21 protein-coding genes are annotated in these 15,751 nt (G+C 68.0%); 10 read left to right on the top strand and 11 right to left on the bottom strand.

Annotated elements, in window-relative coordinates; translation table 11 throughout:
- The first annotated feature begins 17 nt into the window (after positions 1–17).
- From ACQ450_RS07020 to ACQ450_RS07010, 3 genes are read left to right on the top strand one after another with little or no spacing between them, the layout of a single operon-like run.
- Complete coding sequence (locus tag ACQ450_RS07020; protein ID WP_188055942.1) at positions 18–275, top strand: hypothetical protein; 258 nt, start codon at positions 18–20, stop codon at positions 273–275.
- Positions 276–333: 58 nt separating this feature from the next.
- Positions 334–984: a guanylate kinase gene (gene gmk, locus ACQ450_RS07015; protein ID WP_188055941.1), complete on the top strand. Its 651-nt coding sequence runs from the start codon at positions 334–336 to the stop codon at positions 982–984.
- A gap of 26 nt (positions 985–1,010) precedes the next feature.
- Complete coding sequence (locus ACQ450_RS07010) at positions 1,011–1,574, top strand: hypothetical protein (RefSeq protein ID WP_431471030.1); 564 nt, start codon at positions 1,011–1,013, stop codon at positions 1,572–1,574.
- 14 nt (positions 1,575–1,588) lie between these two features.
- On the opposite strand, the gene ACQ450_RS07005 is transcribed toward ACQ450_RS07010, so the two are convergent.
- The 7 genes from ACQ450_RS07005 to ACQ450_RS06975 form a co-directional block, all read right to left on the bottom strand.
- Positions 1,589–2,194 carry a DUF6151 family protein gene (locus ACQ450_RS07005; RefSeq protein WP_431471029.1) on the bottom strand — a complete coding sequence of 202 codons (606 nt, stop codon included), beginning with the start codon at positions 2,192–2,194 and terminating at the stop codon, positions 1,589–1,591.
- Between the two features lie 127 nt (positions 2,195–2,321).
- Positions 2,322–3,011 carry an ATP12 family chaperone protein gene (locus ACQ450_RS07000; protein WP_431471179.1) on the bottom strand — a complete coding sequence of 230 codons (690 nt, stop codon included), beginning with the start codon at positions 3,009–3,011 and terminating at the stop codon, positions 2,322–2,324.
- Complete coding sequence (locus ACQ450_RS06995) at positions 3,008–3,229, bottom strand: hypothetical protein (RefSeq protein WP_262504026.1); 222 nt, start codon at positions 3,227–3,229, stop codon at positions 3,008–3,010. The genes ACQ450_RS07000 and ACQ450_RS06995 overlap by 4 nt, the downstream gene beginning before the upstream one ends.
- The gene (locus ACQ450_RS06990) at positions 3,226–3,897 is read right to left on the bottom strand and encodes an HAD-IA family hydrolase (protein WP_431471028.1); all 672 of its coding nucleotides are present in this window, start codon (positions 3,895–3,897) and stop codon (positions 3,226–3,228) included. Before ACQ450_RS06990 ends, ACQ450_RS06995 begins: the two co-directional genes overlap by 4 nt.
- Positions 3,894–4,988 (bottom strand): RluA family pseudouridine synthase, encoded by a 1,095-nt coding sequence (locus ACQ450_RS06985; RefSeq protein ID WP_431471027.1) that lies wholly within the window; start codon positions 4,986–4,988, stop codon positions 3,894–3,896. The genes ACQ450_RS06990 and ACQ450_RS06985 overlap by 4 nt, the downstream gene beginning before the upstream one ends.
- Entirely contained in the window at positions 4,985–5,359 is a 375-nt protein-coding gene (gene crcB, locus ACQ450_RS06980; RefSeq protein ID WP_431471026.1) for a fluoride efflux transporter CrcB, read from the bottom strand. Before crcB ends, ACQ450_RS06985 begins: the two co-directional genes overlap by 4 nt.
- 61 nt (positions 5,360–5,420) lie before the next feature.
- On the bottom strand, positions 5,421–6,155 hold the full coding sequence (locus ACQ450_RS06975; protein ID WP_431471025.1) for a hypothetical protein: 735 nt from the start codon (positions 6,153–6,155) through the stop codon (positions 5,421–5,423).
- Between the two features lie 139 nt (positions 6,156–6,294).
- Here ACQ450_RS06975 and ACQ450_RS06970 point away from each other — a divergent pair, with 139 nt between their 5' ends.
- Together ACQ450_RS06970 and ACQ450_RS06965 are read left to right on the top strand one after the other, a co-directional pair.
- Positions 6,295–6,888, top strand: coding sequence for an SOUL family heme-binding protein (locus ACQ450_RS06970; RefSeq protein WP_431471024.1), 594 nt, complete (start codon positions 6,295–6,297; stop codon positions 6,886–6,888).
- A 45-nt stretch (positions 6,889–6,933) separates the two neighbouring features.
- Positions 6,934–7,155, top strand: a complete 222-nt coding sequence (locus ACQ450_RS06965) for a hypothetical protein (protein WP_188055934.1) — start codon at positions 6,934–6,936, stop codon at positions 7,153–7,155.
- A 69-nt stretch (positions 7,156–7,224) separates the two neighbouring features.
- Here ACQ450_RS06965 and ACQ450_RS06960 read toward each other — a convergent pair whose 3' ends face one another.
- The gene (locus tag ACQ450_RS06960; RefSeq protein WP_431471023.1) at positions 7,225–8,049 is read right to left on the bottom strand and encodes a class I mannose-6-phosphate isomerase; all 825 of its coding nucleotides are present in this window, start codon (positions 8,047–8,049) and stop codon (positions 7,225–7,227) included.
- Between the two features lie 117 nt (positions 8,050–8,166).
- Here ACQ450_RS06960 and ACQ450_RS06955 point away from each other — a divergent pair, with 117 nt between their 5' ends.
- Positions 8,167–8,976 carry an outer membrane protein assembly factor BamD gene (locus ACQ450_RS06955; protein ID WP_188055932.1) on the top strand — a complete coding sequence of 270 codons (810 nt, stop codon included), beginning with the start codon at positions 8,167–8,169 and terminating at the stop codon, positions 8,974–8,976.
- Positions 8,977–9,028: 52 nt separating this feature from the next.
- Entirely contained in the window at positions 9,029–10,693 is a 1,665-nt protein-coding gene (gene recN, locus ACQ450_RS06950; RefSeq protein WP_431471022.1) for a DNA repair protein RecN, read from the top strand.
- Here the strand turns inward: recN and ACQ450_RS06945 are convergent.
- Positions 10,690–10,992: a winged helix-turn-helix domain-containing protein gene (locus ACQ450_RS06945; protein WP_431471021.1), complete on the bottom strand. Its 303-nt coding sequence runs from the start codon at positions 10,990–10,992 to the stop codon at positions 10,690–10,692. The two genes, recN and ACQ450_RS06945, sit on opposite strands and share 4 nt — an antisense overlap.
- A 197-nt stretch (positions 10,993–11,189) precedes the next feature.
- Here ACQ450_RS06945 and ACQ450_RS06940 point away from each other — a divergent pair, with 197 nt between their 5' ends.
- The gene (locus ACQ450_RS06940; protein WP_431471020.1) at positions 11,190–11,585 is read left to right on the top strand and encodes a hypothetical protein; all 396 of its coding nucleotides are present in this window, start codon (positions 11,190–11,192) and stop codon (positions 11,583–11,585) included.
- A gap of 66 nt (positions 11,586–11,651) precedes the next feature.
- On the opposite strand, the gene ACQ450_RS06935 is transcribed toward ACQ450_RS06940, so the two are convergent.
- Together ACQ450_RS06935 and tgt are read right to left on the bottom strand one after the other, a co-directional pair.
- Complete coding sequence (locus ACQ450_RS06935; RefSeq protein WP_431471019.1) at positions 11,652–12,659, bottom strand: cell wall hydrolase; 1,008 nt, start codon at positions 12,657–12,659, stop codon at positions 11,652–11,654.
- Between the two features lie 95 nt (positions 12,660–12,754).
- A complete protein-coding gene (gene tgt / locus ACQ450_RS06930; protein WP_431471018.1) occupies positions 12,755–13,885 on the bottom strand; it encodes a tRNA guanosine(34) transglycosylase Tgt in 1,131 nt (376 codons plus the stop codon).
- Positions 13,886–14,038: 153 nt separating this feature from the next.
- Between tgt and ACQ450_RS06925 the strand changes: the two genes are divergently transcribed.
- Together ACQ450_RS06925 and ACQ450_RS06920 are read left to right on the top strand one after the other, a co-directional pair.
- Positions 14,039–14,869: a universal stress protein gene (locus ACQ450_RS06925; protein WP_431471017.1), complete on the top strand. Its 831-nt coding sequence runs from the start codon at positions 14,039–14,041 to the stop codon at positions 14,867–14,869.
- 21 nt (positions 14,870–14,890) lie between these two features.
- Positions 14,891–15,715 (top strand): universal stress protein, encoded by an 825-nt coding sequence (locus ACQ450_RS06920; protein WP_431471016.1) that lies wholly within the window; start codon positions 14,891–14,893, stop codon positions 15,713–15,715.
- Positions 15,716–15,751 lie beyond the last annotated feature (36 nt).

Below are 15,751 nucleotides of genomic sequence, written 5' to 3'. Positions count from 1 at the left end.
CGAGAAGGAGAAGCTGCATGATTCGGCGAGTATTGGGAGGCGTGGTCGGCGGTGCGCTCGGCCGCCGCGCGGGCAGCGGGGCGAAAGGCGCGCTGCTGGGCGCGGCCGCCACCCGCGTCCTGCCGCGCATCGGCCCGTGGGGCTGGGCGCTCGGCGGCGGCCTTTTCGCGGGCAAATATCTCTACGATAAGCGCAAGCGGCGCCGTCAGGAGCCGCCGCCCCCGGTCGAGGCGGCGCGGGCGCGCGGACCCGATACCAACGCCTCGGCTCCCTAGGCCCGATTCGGTGGCCCTGGCGCTTGACGCGGGTGCCGGGGCCGCGCCACTAGCGGCCATGCCTCATAGCTTCGAACAGGATCCGCACGGCTTCAAACGGCGCGGCGTGCTCTTCGTTCTTTCCTCGCCGTCGGGCGCCGGCAAGTCGACGATCGCGCGCAAACTGCTGGCGAACGATCCGTATTTGACCATGTCGGTTTCGTACACGACTCGGCCGATGCGCCCCGGCGAAGTGGACGGCGTCGACTATCATTTCGTCGATACCGAAACGTTCAAGGAAATGGTCGCGGCGAACGAATTCCTCGAATGGGCGCATGTGTTCGATCATCGCTATGGGACGCCCAAGCAGAGCGTCTTCTCGATGCTGGCCAGCGGCAACGACGTGCTGTTCGATATCGACTGGCAGGGCGCGCAGCAGCTCTATCAGCTCGCGGGCGGCGACGTCGTCCGCCTGTTCGTGCTGCCGCCGTCGATGGAGGAGCTTCGCCGTCGGCTCGAAACCCGCGCGACCGACGCGCGCGAAGTGATCGAGCGCCGCATGGCGCGCGCCGCGGGCGAGGTGGCCCATTGGGACGGCTATGACTATGTTCTCGTCAACGACGATGTCGAGAAATGCTACGAATCGGTCCGGACGATCCTCGCCGCCGAGCGGCTCAAGCGGTCGCGGCAGACGGGGTTGATCGGATTCATCCGTGGATTGATGAAGTAGCACGCACAAAAAGGGGAGGCGCTGCGATGCCGCGGTTGTTGATCGGAAGCGTGTTGGGTGGGCTGGCGATGTGGCTCGTCGGCTTCGTCTTCTGGGGTACTCCGCTCAGCCTGCTCGCCTACAAGCAGGTCGCCGCCGGTGATTCGGCCGCGCTGCAGGCGGCGCTCGCCCAGCATCTGGGGCCGACGGGCACCGGCGCCTATTGGATTCCGTCGCCGGGCAGCGCCGCGGGCACCGAGCTGGTCGGCCGGGGGCCGAATGCGCTGGTGCAGTTCGTGAACAGCGGCATCGCATTGCCTGACACCGGCGCGTTGATCGGCGGCCTCATCCTTGCGATCCTCTGCGTTCTGGTGGCCGGGATCGCACTGCGCAGCTGCGCCGCCCGCGCCAGCTTCGCCGACCGGTTCAAGCTGGTGCTGCTCTTCGCCGCTGCGATCACGCTCTACACCGATCTCGGCCAACCGGTCTTCAACCACATGCCATGGGGCTATTTCACCTATCTGTGGGTGAGCGACCTGCTTTCCTGGGCAGCGGCCGGGGCGGTGATCGCCTGGTTCCTGCCGCATCCGCGTTCCGAAGGCCGCGAATAGGGGAGGCGCTGCGCTCAGGCGCCTTCGGGTGCCCGCGCCGGCTGCGGCGGCGCGATCGGATCGAGCGTCGCCGGATCGAACAGCGGACTGCGCCTCCGGTCGCCGGAGACCATGTCGGCGATCATCCGCCTTGAAAAGCGCCACATCAGCGTGCGCATCGGCATACGCTTGAGGCAGCTGACGTCGCCCGCCGCTTCATCGGTGAACAAATGGCCGATCGGCGGCCCCAGGAGCGGGTCGCGGCGATCCGGGTCGCAGTTGGCGACGAGGACGGTGATGTAGGGGATGCGGCCGTTCTTGTAGGTGTTGAACATCGGGGTGTCGCAACACGCCGCATACCAGCGCAGCGTCGGCTTCCGGGCCAGGTGCATGCAGCGCAGCTGCTCGCGGCCGGTATCGACTCGGATCGTGGCGCACCGCCCCTGATAGAGCGCGGTCCCGGCGTGGCGATCGAGGATGCGCTCTGCGGCGCCCAGGCGCGTTGCGAACGCCTGACAATCGGTGCAGTGGCACACGACATGATCGCCCACACCCGGCCCGGGCGCGACGAGCTTCCCGGATACCGCCCCGCAGGCACAAGCGAAGGCAAGATCGCGCCCTTCTTCATTGCGGTTCGTCACAGAAGAACTCGCTTCGTGGCCCGGTGGAAGCGCATGGCTACAGCATCCGTGGGAAGATGCGAACGAGATTGACCGTCACTCTTTCCCGCCTGAGCGGCTGTCGGCGGGACCGGACCGTCGCCTCGCGTCACAGCAGGGCGAGAAACCGCGCCGCGGCATCGAATTCCGCCCTGCGCGATTCGCGTGCGGCAGTCGCGAGTTCGTCGTCGCCCCATTTTTCCGCCTGCCAGTCCTCGTCGAGCTGCACTGCTCGCCACAGCGTTTCGCGATCGACGCCGCCCTCCAGCAGCGCCAATGCGCCGACCAGCGATCCGCCTATCGTCACCAAAGGCGACAGCCCGGCCAGCTCGAACGCCGTGCGGGTCGCCACCGCATCGCCAAGCCGAGCGATGGTCGCTTCCGGCTGCGCGCGATGCATCACGCCGGCCACCTGCTCGAAGTGCACATCGTAGCGCGCACGCGCCCAATCGAGCAGCGGATCCCAGTGCATCGCCTGCCGCGCAACGAGTTCGGCTGGCGCGTCGGCGCGATAACAGAGCAGGTCGCTCTCGCCGTAGGCGGCGAGCCCGCGTGCGAACCCGGCGGGATCGGGTGCAACACGGTCTATCGCGGCATTGGCGAGCGCGGTGAGCGGCATCGCGCGCGGATCGATCATCTCGCCGACGTCGCGCCACTCCTGTGCTACGGCTTCGGCGAGTGCGGCGCTGGGCAGCAGCAGCGGCGTACGTCCGGGCGTGTTCACGGCCCGCCCGTCGAGCCGCAGCCCATGGCCGTTCGACCCGGGGGCGAGCGTAACTTCCTCCCAGAAACGCTTCACCGGTCGTCCGGCGTCCGCCACCGGCGGGCCATCGCGCGCGGTACCACTGCGATCACATAGAGCCCCATCAGCACGATCGCGCCGCCCAGCACGGTGGTCTCCCACTGCGTCGAGCGTCCCGCGAGAACGAGGCCGAACACTGCGCCCGCAGTCGCCAGCATCTGCACGCCCACCATCATGAAATAGCGGTTGCGAGCCTGAACCTCCGGGTCGATCATAGCGTCTCCAGCAGCGCTTCGAGGTGCGCGGGCAGCATATGTGCGCGGTCGAGCACGACATGCGCGCCCGCCGCGGCGAGCTCTTCCGCATCATGATAGCCCCAGGCGACGCCGATCGCATGTGCGCCGCCCGCGCGCGCCATCGCCATGTCGAAGCTCGTGTCGCCGATCATCGCGGTGGTTTCGGGAGCGGCGCCGGCTTCGGCGATCGCCGCTTGCAGCATTGCCGGATGCGGTTTGGACGGGTGCCGGTCGGCAGTCTGCAGCGTGACGAAGCGGTGTCGGATGCCATGCTGATCGAGGACGTGGTGAAGCCCGCGATCCGACTTTCCGGTCGCCACACCGAGTAGCCAGCCCGCCGATTCGAGCGCCTCGATCGACTCGGCGATCCCGTCGAACAACGGTTCCTGTTCGAGAGCGCCGGTGGAGCGCAGGGTGAAGAAGGCGCGCTTGTAATCCTCCGCCATCGCCTCGTGGAGCGCGGCATCGCCCTCGGGGAGAAGCATGGCGATCGCAGGCACCAGGCTCAGTCCCACGATGCGGCGGATCGCGGCCCGCTCTGACGGGTCGAGCCGTGCGTTGGCGAAGCACGTCTCCATCGCGCGACAGATGTTCGCCTGGCTGTCCACCAGCGTGCCGTCGCAATCGAAGATGGCGAGGCGGTTCACCGCTTCGTGCCGCGGGAGCGCCGTTCGCCCCGGCGCTCCTTGCGGACAGCTTTGGCGTGCGCCCGCGCGCGCGCCTTCTGCTGCTCGCGGGTCGGGGGCGGCGGACCGTCGTCGAACGGCATCGCGTCGCCGATCGCTTCGTCGAATCCCAACGTGCTCAGCGTCTCGGCGAAATGCGTCGGCAGCGGCGCCGTCACGTCGAGCCGGTCGCCGTCCGGATGGTCGATGCGGATGCGGCGCGCATGGAGATGCATTTTGCGGCTGACCCCGCCGGTGAGGAACGCCTCCTGGCCGCCGTATTTGCCGTCTCCCACGATCGGATGGCCGATCGCCGCCATATGGACGCGGAGCTGGTGGGTTCGGCCGGTGAGCGGCTGGAGCTCGACCCAGGCGGCGCGATTACCCGCGCGCTCGATCACGCGATAGCGGGTCCGCGCGGGCTGCCCCTCGGCCTCGTCGACGTGCATTTTCTCGCCGCCGGTACCCGGCTGCTTGCCGATCGGCAGATCGATGAAGCCGTCCTCGATCTCGGGAATGCCGACGACCAGCGCCCAATAGCGCTTGCGGGCGGTGCGGCCCGAAAAATGCTTGGCGAAAAAGGCCGCGGCGCGCGCCGAGCGGGCGAGGAGCAGCGCTCCCGAGGTATCCTTGTCGAGCCGGTGGACCAGCTTCGGACGGCCTTCCGCTTCGAACTGCAGCGCATCGAGCAGGGCATCGACATGCTCGATCGTCTTGGTACCGCCCTGGGTCGCGAGACCCGGCGGCTTGTTGAGCACAATGGCCGAGCCGTCCTGATGGATCACCATCGCGCGCGCGAAATCGATCTGTTCATCGCTGAGCTGCGGCCGTTGCGGGCGGGCGCGCGCGGGCTTTGGCGCTTCGGCGGGCGGGACGCGGATCACTTGCCCCGAGGCGATCCGGTCGCCCGGAGAAGCCCGCGCGCCATCGACTCGGATTTGGCCGGTCCGCGCCCAGCGCGACACGGTGTTGAAGCTCACGTCCGCCATGTGCCGCTTGAACCAGCGATCCAGGCGGATGCCGTCGTCGTCGATGCCGACGGTGAACTGGCGAACGTCTCCGGCCGCGCTCATGCCAGCGCCCGTACTAGGCCGAGCCCCGCCGCGAGCGCTGCGACGGCGCCGGTGACCGAGACGAGCGCGTAGAAACCGGCGGAGGTCCAGTCGCCGCGCTCGAGCATCATCATCACGTCGAGCGAGAAGGCGGAGAAGGTCGTGAAGCCGCCCAGGACTCCGACGCCGACCAGCAGCCTCAGCTGCTCGCTGCCGCCCGCACGCGCCAGGCTGCCGGCGAGCAGCCCCATGGCGAACCCGCCGAGCACGTTCACGGTGAGCGTGCCGACCGGATAGCCGGGGCCGAACCAGGCGAGCGTGGCGCGCCCGACGAGGTGCCGTGCGCCGGCGCCGATCGCACCGCCCAGCATGACGAGAAGAAGATGGGGCATGATCCGCCGGTTAGCGCGGAATCGCGCGCAGGGAAAGGACGCGCCTTACGCGCGCCGGCCACTAGACCCCGTTGTTCGCCACCAGATCGATGTCGGTGCCGCCATCCGGGCGCGGCGTCATGAAGAGCACATAGGCGCTGTCGTCGCGCTCGCGGGTGCCGCCGAGGATATGTTCCGCCCCGTCGACCTGGTGCTCGGCGGTGAAGCCCGCGCGGACCGCCTTGGTGTAATACCAGTCGAGCATCGTCTGCATCGGTGCCGGCGAGGAGAAAGTGACGACACGCAGCTGGCATGCCGCACCGTCGGCGCCTGCGGCTTCGACGACTCGCGCGTGCGGATAAAGCGGAATGTCGCGCGGCAGCCGCTCTGCCCATGAAGCCGAATATTGGAGGTCCGCCGCGCACCCGCCCAGCTCGCGGTTTTGCTGGCGTGCCGCGAGGCCGCCCAGCGTCACCGATTCGCGGGCGTTCTGGCACTGTTCGCAGTCGCTCCCGGCCTGCACCGGAGCCGGCGCGCGCATCAGCTCGCCCTCGATGGTGCTGCCGTTGGCGGCGACGCCCTCCGGAGGGACGGCGCCCGAATAGGGCTGGGCGGGGGGGCGCACCGAATCGCCGTTTGCCTGCTGCGACAGGCTGGGGTCGACCATGATCTGGTCCTGCAGCGCGCTTGCCAGCGCAGGATCGGTGACATTCTCACCATCCATCGTGTCGGCATTCGTCTGCTCGCTTCCGCCACTGCAGGCGGCGAGTGCCAGCGGCAGCAGCGCTGCGAGCAGGAGATGCGGTCGGCGGATCATTCGTATCGCTCCTGTTTGCAGCCGACGATGGCGCCGGAAGGTTAAGGAATCGTGGGACGGCCTGCGCGCCTCGGGTGAGCCGCCCGCGGGGAACCGATCGCGGAGGACGGCGTTTGGACGTCCAGCGAGGAAGGGCTTGATGCAGGTGAATACGAGGATCGTCGGCGCCGGCGTCGCCGTGGCGATCGCCGCTGGGCTGGGCTATGTGCTGCTTGCCGGCGGCGACGACGAAGTTCCATTCGAAACCGAAGATCGCGAGGGGGCGATCACCGTGCGCGCCTATCCTGGCCTGGTGGTGGCGGAAACCGTTTCGGAGGGTCTGCGCGATACTGCGCTTTCGCGCGGCTTCACGACATTGGCGGACTATGTTTTCGGCAAGGAGCGGAGCGGCAGCCGGATTCCGGTGATGGCGCCGGTGCTGGTGGATGGTGATAGCGACGGGCGGGGATGGCGCACGCGCTTCGTCTTGCCCTTCGATCGCGCGGTAGAGACACTGCCCGCGGCGGGGAACGAGGTGCGGATACGGTCGCTGCCGGCGCGTCGCGTAGCGGCGCTGCGCTTTTCAGGCGACACCGACGAGGCGGTGCTGGCGCTGCGCGAGGCCGAGCTGCGTCGGTGGATCGAAGCGCGCGGCTATGGCGCCGCGGGTCCGGTCGAGCATGCCTATTACACCTCACCCTTTCTGCCGGGGCCGCTGCGGCGCAACGAAGTGCTCATTCCGCTGGCGAGCTGAGCGTTTTATCTTGCCAATACACTCCGAAACGCCCATCTTAGGGTCATGCTGAACATTCTTTCTCTGATCGTTGGCGCAATAGCGCTGCTGCTCGCGATCCCGGCCTTGCTGCCGATCGTTTCGCTGCTCAACTGGCTCGTATTTCCGATAGCGCTGGTGGGGCTTGCACTCGGCGTGTTGTCCGACCGTAACGAGGGGCGGAACCTGAATCTGCTCGTTGCGATCGTCAGCGGCGGCAGGCTGCTGCTGACCTGGGGCATTCTCTGATCGCATACGGGTCAGCACGATGCAGTATACGGGGATGTGGCGCCCGGCGGCGATCAAGGTCGCTCGTGCCTAGATCCGCCGCTCGCCGGGATAGGCGAACAACAGGTCACTGCCCACTTCGGCTTCGATCTCGGCGGTGCCGCTCAGCGTAAGGCATTCGCCCGCCCGGAAGGACACGCCATCGACCACCCCTCCCCCGGTGACAGGCACCAGCCAGCCGGTCTGCCCCTCCGCCAGCCGCACCATGCGGTGCCCGCCGGGCCAGCGCTCGAGCACGAATTTCGGCCCTTCCACCAGAATCGTTCGATCGTCCGCGACCTTGCCGGGGATCGGGTGGGGAACGAAAGGTCGCCGGTCGGCGACGGCGAGCCCTTCGTCGAGGTGCAGCTCGCGCGGACGGCCATAGTCGTAGAGGCGGTAGGTGGTTTCGGAATTCTGCTGCACTTCGATCAGCGTGATGCCCTCGCCGATCGCGTGGATCGTGCCCGAGGCCGAATAAAAAAAGTCGCCCGCTTTCACCGGCTTCCAGTCGAGCAGCTGCTCGATCGATCCATCCTGCGCGGCGCGACGCAGCGTCTCGCGATCGACAGGCTCTCTGGTGCCGAGTGCGATCGTCGAATCGGGTTCGGCATCGAGAATCACCCAGCACTCGTCCTTGCCGCGGGGCAGGCCGCGCGCCTGTGCCTGCGCATCGTTCGGATGCACCTGCACCGACAGCTTCTCGCTGGTGAACAGATATTTGATGAGCAGGTCAGGCGCGGAGTCGCCCGGCGTCTGGAACCATATTTCGCCGACCGGGGCTCTGTCCGCGCCAGGGTCGGCGAAACCGGGCCACAGGCTATGCCTGCCCCAGGGCTTCTCGACTCGATGGGTGGCGAGGAGAGTGGCGGTCATAGGTCGTCTCCGAAGCAGGTGCGGAGCGATATAGCCGTCCGCGCATTGCCTGTCGCGGAATTCGCACCGCGCGAAAGATGTTGTTCGCGACCGCGCGGCTCGGCTAAGACGGCGCATATGCGTAGTCCTCAGTTCCGCACGTTCGCTCCGGCTCTTGTCGCGACGCTCGCCATCCTCGTCGCCGGTTGCGCCAGCTCCGGCGGCCGTGCCGACACTCCCTATGTCGCGCGCGACGTGGGAACGCTCTACACGGCGGCGAAGGACCGGCTCGACCGTGGCCGCTACCAGCAGGCCGCACAGCTGTTCGACGAAGTCGAGCGCCAGCATCCCTATTCGATCTGGGCGCGCCGGGCGCAGCTGATGAGTGCCTTCAGCTATTACATGAATCAGGATTATGCCGAGGCGATCCAGTCGGCGCAGCGCTTCCTGGCGGTGCACCCGGGCAACCGCGACGCGCCCTATGCCTATTATCTGATCGGCCTGAGCTATTACGAGCAGATCAGCGACGTTAAGCGCGATCAGAAGATCACGCAGCAGGCGCTCGACGCGCTGGGCGAGCTTTCGCGGCGCTATCCGCAGACGCGCTACGCTGCCGATGCGCGGCTGAAGATGGATCTGCTGCGCGACCATCTCGCCGGCAAGGAAATGGAGATCGGCCGCTATTATCAGGATCGCGGCCAGTGGCTGGCGGCGACGCTGCGCTTTCGCTCGGTCGTGGACCAGTATCAGACGACGACTCATGCTCCTGAGGCGCTGATGCGGCTCACCGAGAGCTATCTGGCGCTCGGCATCCCGCAGGAGGCGCTGAAATCGGCTGCGGTGCTGGGGACCAACTATCCGGGCAGCCAATGGTATGAGCGGGCCTATGCGCTGATGCAGGAGCATGCGCCCCAGCTCGCGGCGCAGGCAGGCGCGGCACCTAACTGAGCCGTCGTTTCCTGCTTTCCCGGAGACGCCGAACGCGTAAGGTCGGCCAGGCATGCTGACGGCGCTTTCCATCCGTGACGTGGTGCTGATCGAGGCTCTGGACCTCGAGTTCGGCGAGGGGCTGGGCGTGCTCACCGGTGAGACGGGCGCGGGAAAGTCGATCCTGCTCGACGCGCTAGGGCTGGCGCTGGGTGCGCGCGGCGACAGCGGACTGGTTCGGCAGGGTGCGGCGCAGGCGGTTGTCAGTGCCAGTTTCGAAGCGCCGCCGGAACGCGGCCCGGTCGCCGAACTGCTCGCGCAGAACGGACTCGACATGGAGCCGGGCGAGCCGCTGCTCGTGCGCCGCGTGGTAAAGGCGGACGGCGGCAGCCGCGCCTTCATCAACGATCAGCCCGCCTCGGCCGGGCTGCTGCGCGAACTGGGGCAGCACCTCGTCGAAATCCATGGCCAGCACGACGATCGGGGGCTGCTCAACGCGCGCGGGCATCGCGCGCTGCTCGATGCGTTCGGGCGGCTCGATGCCGGCGCGGTGGCGGTGGCGCATCGTCGTTGGCGCGAGGCGGAGAATGCCCTTGCCGCTGCACGCGAGGAACAGGAACTCGCCGAGCGCGATCGCGAATGGCTGGAACATGCCGTCGCCGAGCTGAACGCGCTCGCGCCGGAGGAGGGGGAGGAGGCCATTCTCGCCGAGCGGCGCGCGGCGATGCAGCGCGGCGAAAAGATCGCCGGCGATCTCCAGGGAGTCGCCGACCTGCTCGAAGGTTCGGAGGGCGGCCTCAGCCGGTTGCGGCAGGCGGCGCGCATTCTCGAACGCGTCGCCGAGGATCACGAGGCGCTCGCCGAAGCACTCGGCGCGGTCGATCGCGCGATCATCGAGGCGGCGGCGGCGCAGGAACAGGTTGATCTGGCCGCCGAAGCATTGGCGTTCGATCCAGCAGCGCTCGAAGCCGACGAGGCGCGGCTGTTCGAACTACGCGGCCTCGCGCGCAAGCATCGCGTCCAGCCCGACGAGCTCGCCGCTTTGGCCGGTGAGCTTGCGGCCCGCCTTGCGCGAGTCGAGAGCGGCGGAGAAGGCATCGCGACGCTCGAGTGCGCAATGGCGGCGGCGCACCGCGCCTATGTCGAAGCGGCCGAGGCATTGTCCGGCGCGCGTGTCGAGGCGGCGGCGCGGCTCGATGCCGCGGTGGCGTCGGAGCTGGCGCCGCTCAAGCTCGACGCCGCGCGATTCCGCACGACGGTCGAGCCGCTTCCCGAGGCGCAATGGGGTCCGGCGGGCAGCGACCGAGTCGAGTTCGAGATTTCCACCAATCCCGGTGCTCCCTTCGCGCCGCTGATCAAGATCGCGAGCGGAGGCGAGCTCTCGCGCTTCATCCTCGCGCTCAAGGTCGCGCTGGCGGAAGAAGGCGCGGCGGGCACGATGATCTTCGACGAGATCGATCGCGGTGTCGGCGGCGCCGTCGCGAGCGCGATCGGCGAGCGGCTGGCGCGGTTGGCGGCGCGCACGCAGCTGCTGGTCGTGACCCATAGCCCGCAGGTCGCCGCGCGCGGACGCCGCCACCTGCTGATCGCCAAGAGCCATGACGGCACCGTCACGCGCACCGACGTCACGCCGCTCGACGAGGCGGACCGCCGCGAGGAGATCGCTCGTATGCTCTCGGGCGCCGAAATCACGGACGAAGCGCGCGCCCAGGCCGAACGGCTGCTGCAAGCAGCCTAGCCCCCGGGCGCGAGCAGCTTGCTCAGCGCCTGAAGATAGACGGCGAATGCCTGGCGCCCGGCGTCCGTCAGACGGGCGCGAGTCAGCGACTTGCGATCGATGATGCGCTTCTCGATCGCGATATAGCCGGCGTCCTCCAGCTTGCGCAGATGGATCGAGAGATTGCCCTGGGTGGCGTTCAACAGCGTCTTCAACTCGGTGAAGTCGGCGGCCTCGGCGTCGATCAGATAGGCCATGATGCCGAGCCGCAGACGGCCGTGAATGATCTCGTCCAGATCGTCGATATCGAAGCGTGCCATGCCGGCACCATAGACGAACTGGTTTGCATCGCAAACACGTTCTCCGCGAGCTTCTTCAGCCGCGAAGCTGAACCGCGCGAACCGCGGCGCGACAGCTTGCGACACATCAGCGGCGCTGGCGCCACACCCGCGCGACAAGCATCCTCGAAAAGAAGACCAGGCCGCCGAGGCGGTCCCGTAGCGTAGAGGAGTCTCTCATGAAGAAGATCGCATTCGTTCTGGCTGGCATCGGCATGGCCGCCACCGCGATTCCCGCAGCCGCCATCGCTGCGCCCGCGCCACAGCAGTGGCAGAACATCAACCAGCGCCAGGCAAATCTCGATCGCCGGATCGATATGGGCGTCCGCAACGGATCGGTGACTCGGCAGGAGGCGGTGCGCCTTCGCCAGCAGTTCCGAGCGCTCGAACGGATCGAGGCGCAATATCGTCGCAGCCGCCCCGGGCTGACCATGGCCGAGCGCCGCGATCTTGACCGTCGTTTCGATGCCCTGTCGCGTCAGATCCGCATCGAACGGAACGACCGCCAGGTGCGCGGCCAGGATCGCGGGGCGACCGACTACCGCAGCTATGAGCATCGCGGCGGCCGCCGCTGATAGGGTCGGCAAGCAGGAGATGGGGCCTCGCCGGGAAGCGGCGGGGCCCCTTCTCTCGCGGCAGGGCTAGCGGAGCGGCTGTCCGGTCCCTTCCCATTTCGGCAGGATGGTCGATTGCGGGAGTTCGGGCACGTCCGTCTCGGCAAGCAGCGTACTGGTCTGTCGATGGCGCGGCTGGATTGCAGTGTCCGACGGCGGGGACGGGCGGACCGCAGGCACGGCCGCTTCCGGTGCGGCGGCCGGCGACGCCTGAACCTGCGCGGCAGATCGCGACGGGCCCGGCGCAGGCTCACCGCCGCGGTACCGGTCGCGGAACGCTGCGGGAGTGCCCCAATAGCCTTTCCAGCGATGGAAGAAATGCGCTCCGAACACGCCGGTCATCACCAGGCTGCGGTTCCACGAAGGCGTCACTGCATGGGTGTGGTAATGCGTCGCCAGGCCGACGGGCGCGAAGACGCTGCCCGAAAGCGCTGCCTTCGCCACGCGCTCGGCCCGCTGCCATGCGGTCGATGACGGGCGGCGCGTCATCGATCCATCGCAGGCGAAGCTGAACTGACAGACCGGCCGATCGGAACCCTGGAACACGACTCCGCACACCGTGGCGGGGAAGGCGGGATGGCGCACGCGATTGAGCACCACCTGCGCCACCGCGCGCTGCCCGGCGTCCGGCTCGTTGGCCGCTTCATAGTAAATGGCGGTGGTGAGGCATTGGACCGCGCGTGCCTTGTCCGTCCCGCTCCCGCGGGAGGCAAAGGGCGCCGCCGGATAAATCGAGGCGTCGATCACTGCGTCCGCAGGCACAGGCAGGTCGGGCAGCGGCGCAGTGCCCGTCGTGCCCGCCGAGGCCGTTTCATCGTCCACGACGAAGAAGTAGGCGGCACCGGGGAAATGATCGTCGGCTTCATAGCCGGCTGGCGCGGGCGGTGCTTCGGCGCGGATCGGTTCGGCGGGGCCGAGCGCCTGCGCCGAAAACCCAGCCCCGACGAGCGACACGAGCACGGCCGCGCCGACGCCGCGCGCCTGCATCCGCGTGAACCGCCGCCAAAACGGCCGTGCCTGGGTTCCACTCGCCATGGCGCCCGAATAGCGCAACACGCGCCGCGCCGCGCCTGCCGATTTCGGCGTGTCCCGCGCCGAAACGCTTGATGGTTAAGGTAATTTCTGGCGCGTCATTCGCCGGAATAGCGCGTGCGGAAGTCCCGCGCGAAGGCGCTCAGCCGGGATTCGCCGATCGCCGCGCGAAGGTCCGCCATGAGCTGCTGATAGAAATAGAGATTGTGTTCGGTCATCAGCATCGCGCCGAGGATCTCGCCCGCCCGGACGAGGTGGTGGAGATAGGCGCGGCTCCACGTGCCGCACACCGGACAGGCGCAGGCGGGGTCGAGCGGCCCCTGATCTTCCGCGAAGCGCGCGTTGCGGATGTTGATCGGGCCGGTGCGGGTGAATGCCTGGCCGGTGCGGCCCGAGCGCGTGGGAAGCACACAGTCGAACATGTCGATTCCGCGCTCGACAGCACCGACGATGTCGTCGGGCTTGCCCACCCCCATCAAGTAGCGGGGCTTTTCGGAGTCGAGCTGCCCTGGCGCATAATCGAGCACGCCGAACATCGCCTCCTGGCCTTCGCCCACTGCGAGCCCGCCCACGGCATAGCCGTCGAAGCCGACGTCCTTCAGCGCTTCGGCGCTTGCCTTGCGCAGTCCTTCGTCGAGAGCGCCTTGCTGAATGCCGAACAGCGCGGCGCGATCGGCATGGGCGCCGCCCGAATCGAAACCCGCACGCGAACGCTTCGCCCAGCGCATCGAACGCTCCATTGCGGCCGCCTGCACCTCGCGCGTCGCGGTGGTCGGGACCAGCTCGTCGAAGGCCATCACGATGTCGGAACCAAGCAGTCGCTGAATCTCCATCGACCGCTCGGGACTGAGCAGATGCTTCGAGCCGTCGAGGTGCGACTTGAAGACGATGCCGTCTTCGCTGCGCTTGGTGAGATCGGCGAGGCTCATCACCTGATAGCCGCCGCTGTCGGTGAGGATCGGCCGATCCCAGCCCATGAAGCCGTGCAGCCCGCCGAGCCGATCGACGCGCTCGGCGCCGGGGCGGAGCATCAGGTGATAGGTGTTGCCAAGCAGGATGTCGGCGCCGGACGCGCGCACGTCCTGCGGCTTCATCGCCTTCACGGTCGCCGCGGTACCGACGGGCATGAAGGCGGGCGTGCGGATTTCGCCGCGGCGCATCGCGATGGTGCCGAGCCGCGCCTTGCCGTCGGTAGCGCGGATGGTGAACTCGAAACGGGGATGGGTCACTCGGCAGTCCTTACTGGCCGGGGCCGGCGAGGCAAGCCTGCCGGCAGCGTAGGGGGGGGGTGGAGGCCGAGGCAAGCCTGCCACTCGCGTAAGGGACATTGCGGATCGGAAGCGCGCGGCAGGACGGCGAAGCTGTCCTTGAGGAAACCGACCGTGATTCGCGATATTCTTCTGCAGCTTGCGAGCTATCCATCGCCGACCCCTGACTGGGTGTTCGATCCCGTGGTTCGTCTTGCCGAGCGCTTCGATGCGCGCATCTCGGTAGCGCTGTGTCAGGTGCACATCCCGCGCGTGTCCAACTTCCTCGCTGATCGGCTGGTCGGCGCCAACGAGGTGATCGCGCGCGAGAATGACTTGAGCCGCGAACATGCGCTGCGGCTTGCCGAAGCGTTTGTCGCGCAGGTGCCCGAGACGGTCCGGGGCGAACAGATGCTGGTCGACTGCATTTCCCGCGCCGCCGCGGCGCAGGTCGCCGCACGCGGCCGGCTGTTCGATCTGCTGGTGCTGCCGGTGCACGGCGATCCGGAACAGGAATCGCTTGCCGAGGGGCTGGTGTTCGGATCCGGCCGGCCGGTGCTCCTCCTTCCCGAGAGCGCCCGTGCGCAGCCCTGGGACCGAGTGATCCTCGGTTGGGACGGCGGACGGGCGGCGGCGCGCGCGCTCGCCGACGCGATCCCGCTGTGCCGCGCGGCGCGCGAGGTCCGGATCGTGGCGGTCGGAGGCGAAAAGCCGCTCGGACACGGTCCGGGGCTCGATTCGGTCCGCGAACATCTCGCGCGCCACGAGATCGCGGCCGAGTGCGTGGAGATCGCGGCGAAGGGCAAGAATGCCGGCGCGGCGCTGTTGGACCATGCCGCTCAGGTCGGCGCCGACCTGCTGGTTGCCGGTGCCTTCGGCCACTCGCGGATGCGCGAGTTCATTCTCGGCGGCGCCACCCGCAGCCTGATCGCGGCGCCCACGCTGCCGGTCCTGCTGTCGCACTGAACGCAAAGGAGAGCGAATCCGATGACTCACCCCAACACGATCCTGCTGGCTTCTGATCTCACCGCGCGCTCGGATCGACCGACCGATCGGGCGTTCCTGGCTGCCGAGCAGCTGTCGGCCTCGGTCCTGCTCGTGCACGTCGTCGAGGGCGAGGGCGGCGATGCGAAGATCGAGGAGCATGCCCGCGAGGCGCTCGAATCGGTGATCGGTCAGGTGGCCGGAAGGGTCGAGATCCAGATCCGCCGCGGACGGGTCCAGCACGAGATCCTGGAGGTCGCGGCAGCGCGCGAGCCGATACTGATCGTCACCGGCGCGGCGCGCTTCAACAGCATCCTCGATTATGTACTCGGCACCGCGGTGGACCATCTCGTCCGTCACTCGCCGGTTCCCGTGCTGGTTGTGAAACAGAGGGCGCAGGTGCCGTATCGGAAGCTTCTGGTCGCCACCGACTTCTCGGAATGTTCGAGACATGCCCTCGAGACGGCGGCCGGCCTGTTCCCGGATGCGGCGATCACCGTCTGGCACAACTGCCACTCCGCCTATGAAGCCTTTCTGGACAAGGATTCGACGCAGGCGGAGATTCAGCAGCAGGCGGATCGCGACATGAAACGGTTCCTCGAATCGGCGCATCTGTCCGATGGCGCCAGGGAACGGGTGTCGCACATCGTCGATCTCGGCGATCTCCAGGGCCGACTTGGCAGCATGCTGAAGGAGGGCCGATTCGACCTGCTCGTGCTCGGAACGCATGGCCGCAGCGGTTTCGCGCATGCGACGATCGGCAGCCGCGCCAGCGAGATGCTGAACGCCGCCGCGTGCGACGTGCTCATGGTACGCGGCAGCAAGTGACGGGGCGGACTCCGTTGCGAGGCGGCAGCGCTCCGA

It is taken from the genome of Sphingosinithalassobacter sp. LHW66-3 (genome assembly GCF_050703275.1).
Lineage (GTDB): Bacteria > Pseudomonadota > Alphaproteobacteria > Sphingomonadales > Sphingomonadaceae > Sphingomonas.
Note: the sequence above shows the minus strand (reverse complement) of the source record. Positions and strands in the feature narration are given on the sequence as shown.

What these genes read in the sequence shown, in the direction of transcription:
- ACQ450_RS07020 (WP_188055942.1), top strand. Translation starts at nt 18, where the DNA reads ATGATTCGGCGAGTATTGGGAGGCGTGGTCGGCGGTGCGCTCGGCCGC.
- gmk (WP_188055941.1), top strand. Translation starts at nt 334, where the DNA reads ATGCCTCATAGCTTCGAACAGGATCCGCACGGCTTCAAACGGCGCGGC.
- ACQ450_RS07010 (WP_431471030.1), top strand. Translation starts at nt 1,011, where the DNA reads ATGCCGCGGTTGTTGATCGGAAGCGTGTTGGGTGGGCTGGCGATGTGG.
- ACQ450_RS06995 (WP_262504026.1), bottom strand. Translation starts at nt 3,229, where the DNA reads ATGATCGACCCGGAGGTTCAGGCTCGCAACCGCTATTTCATGATGGTG.
- ACQ450_RS06985 (WP_431471027.1), bottom strand. Translation starts at nt 4,988, where the DNA reads ATGAGCGCGGCCGGAGACGTTCGCCAGTTCACCGTCGGCATCGACGAC.
- crcB (WP_431471026.1), bottom strand. Translation starts at nt 5,359, where the DNA reads ATGCCCCATCTTCTTCTCGTCATGCTGGGCGGTGCGATCGGCGCCGGC.
- ACQ450_RS06975 (WP_431471025.1), bottom strand. Translation starts at nt 6,155, where the DNA reads ATGATCCGCCGACCGCATCTCCTGCTCGCAGCGCTGCTGCCGCTGGCA.
- ACQ450_RS06970 (WP_431471024.1), top strand. Translation starts at nt 6,295, where the DNA reads ATGCAGGTGAATACGAGGATCGTCGGCGCCGGCGTCGCCGTGGCGATC.
- ACQ450_RS06965 (WP_188055934.1), top strand. Translation starts at nt 6,934, where the DNA reads ATGCTGAACATTCTTTCTCTGATCGTTGGCGCAATAGCGCTGCTGCTC.
- ACQ450_RS06960 (WP_431471023.1), bottom strand. Translation starts at nt 8,049, where the DNA reads ATGACCGCCACTCTCCTCGCCACCCATCGAGTCGAGAAGCCCTGGGGC.
- ACQ450_RS06955 (WP_188055932.1), top strand. Translation starts at nt 8,167, where the DNA reads ATGCGTAGTCCTCAGTTCCGCACGTTCGCTCCGGCTCTTGTCGCGACG.
- recN (WP_431471022.1), top strand. Translation starts at nt 9,029, where the DNA reads ATGCTGACGGCGCTTTCCATCCGTGACGTGGTGCTGATCGAGGCTCTG.
- ACQ450_RS06945 (WP_431471021.1), bottom strand. Translation starts at nt 10,992, where the DNA reads ATGGCACGCTTCGATATCGACGATCTGGACGAGATCATTCACGGCCGT.
- ACQ450_RS06940 (WP_431471020.1), top strand. Translation starts at nt 11,190, where the DNA reads ATGAAGAAGATCGCATTCGTTCTGGCTGGCATCGGCATGGCCGCCACC.
- ACQ450_RS06935 (WP_431471019.1), bottom strand. Translation starts at nt 12,659, where the DNA reads ATGGCGAGTGGAACCCAGGCACGGCCGTTTTGGCGGCGGTTCACGCGG.
- ACQ450_RS06920 (WP_431471016.1), top strand. Translation starts at nt 14,891, where the DNA reads ATGACTCACCCCAACACGATCCTGCTGGCTTCTGATCTCACCGCGCGC.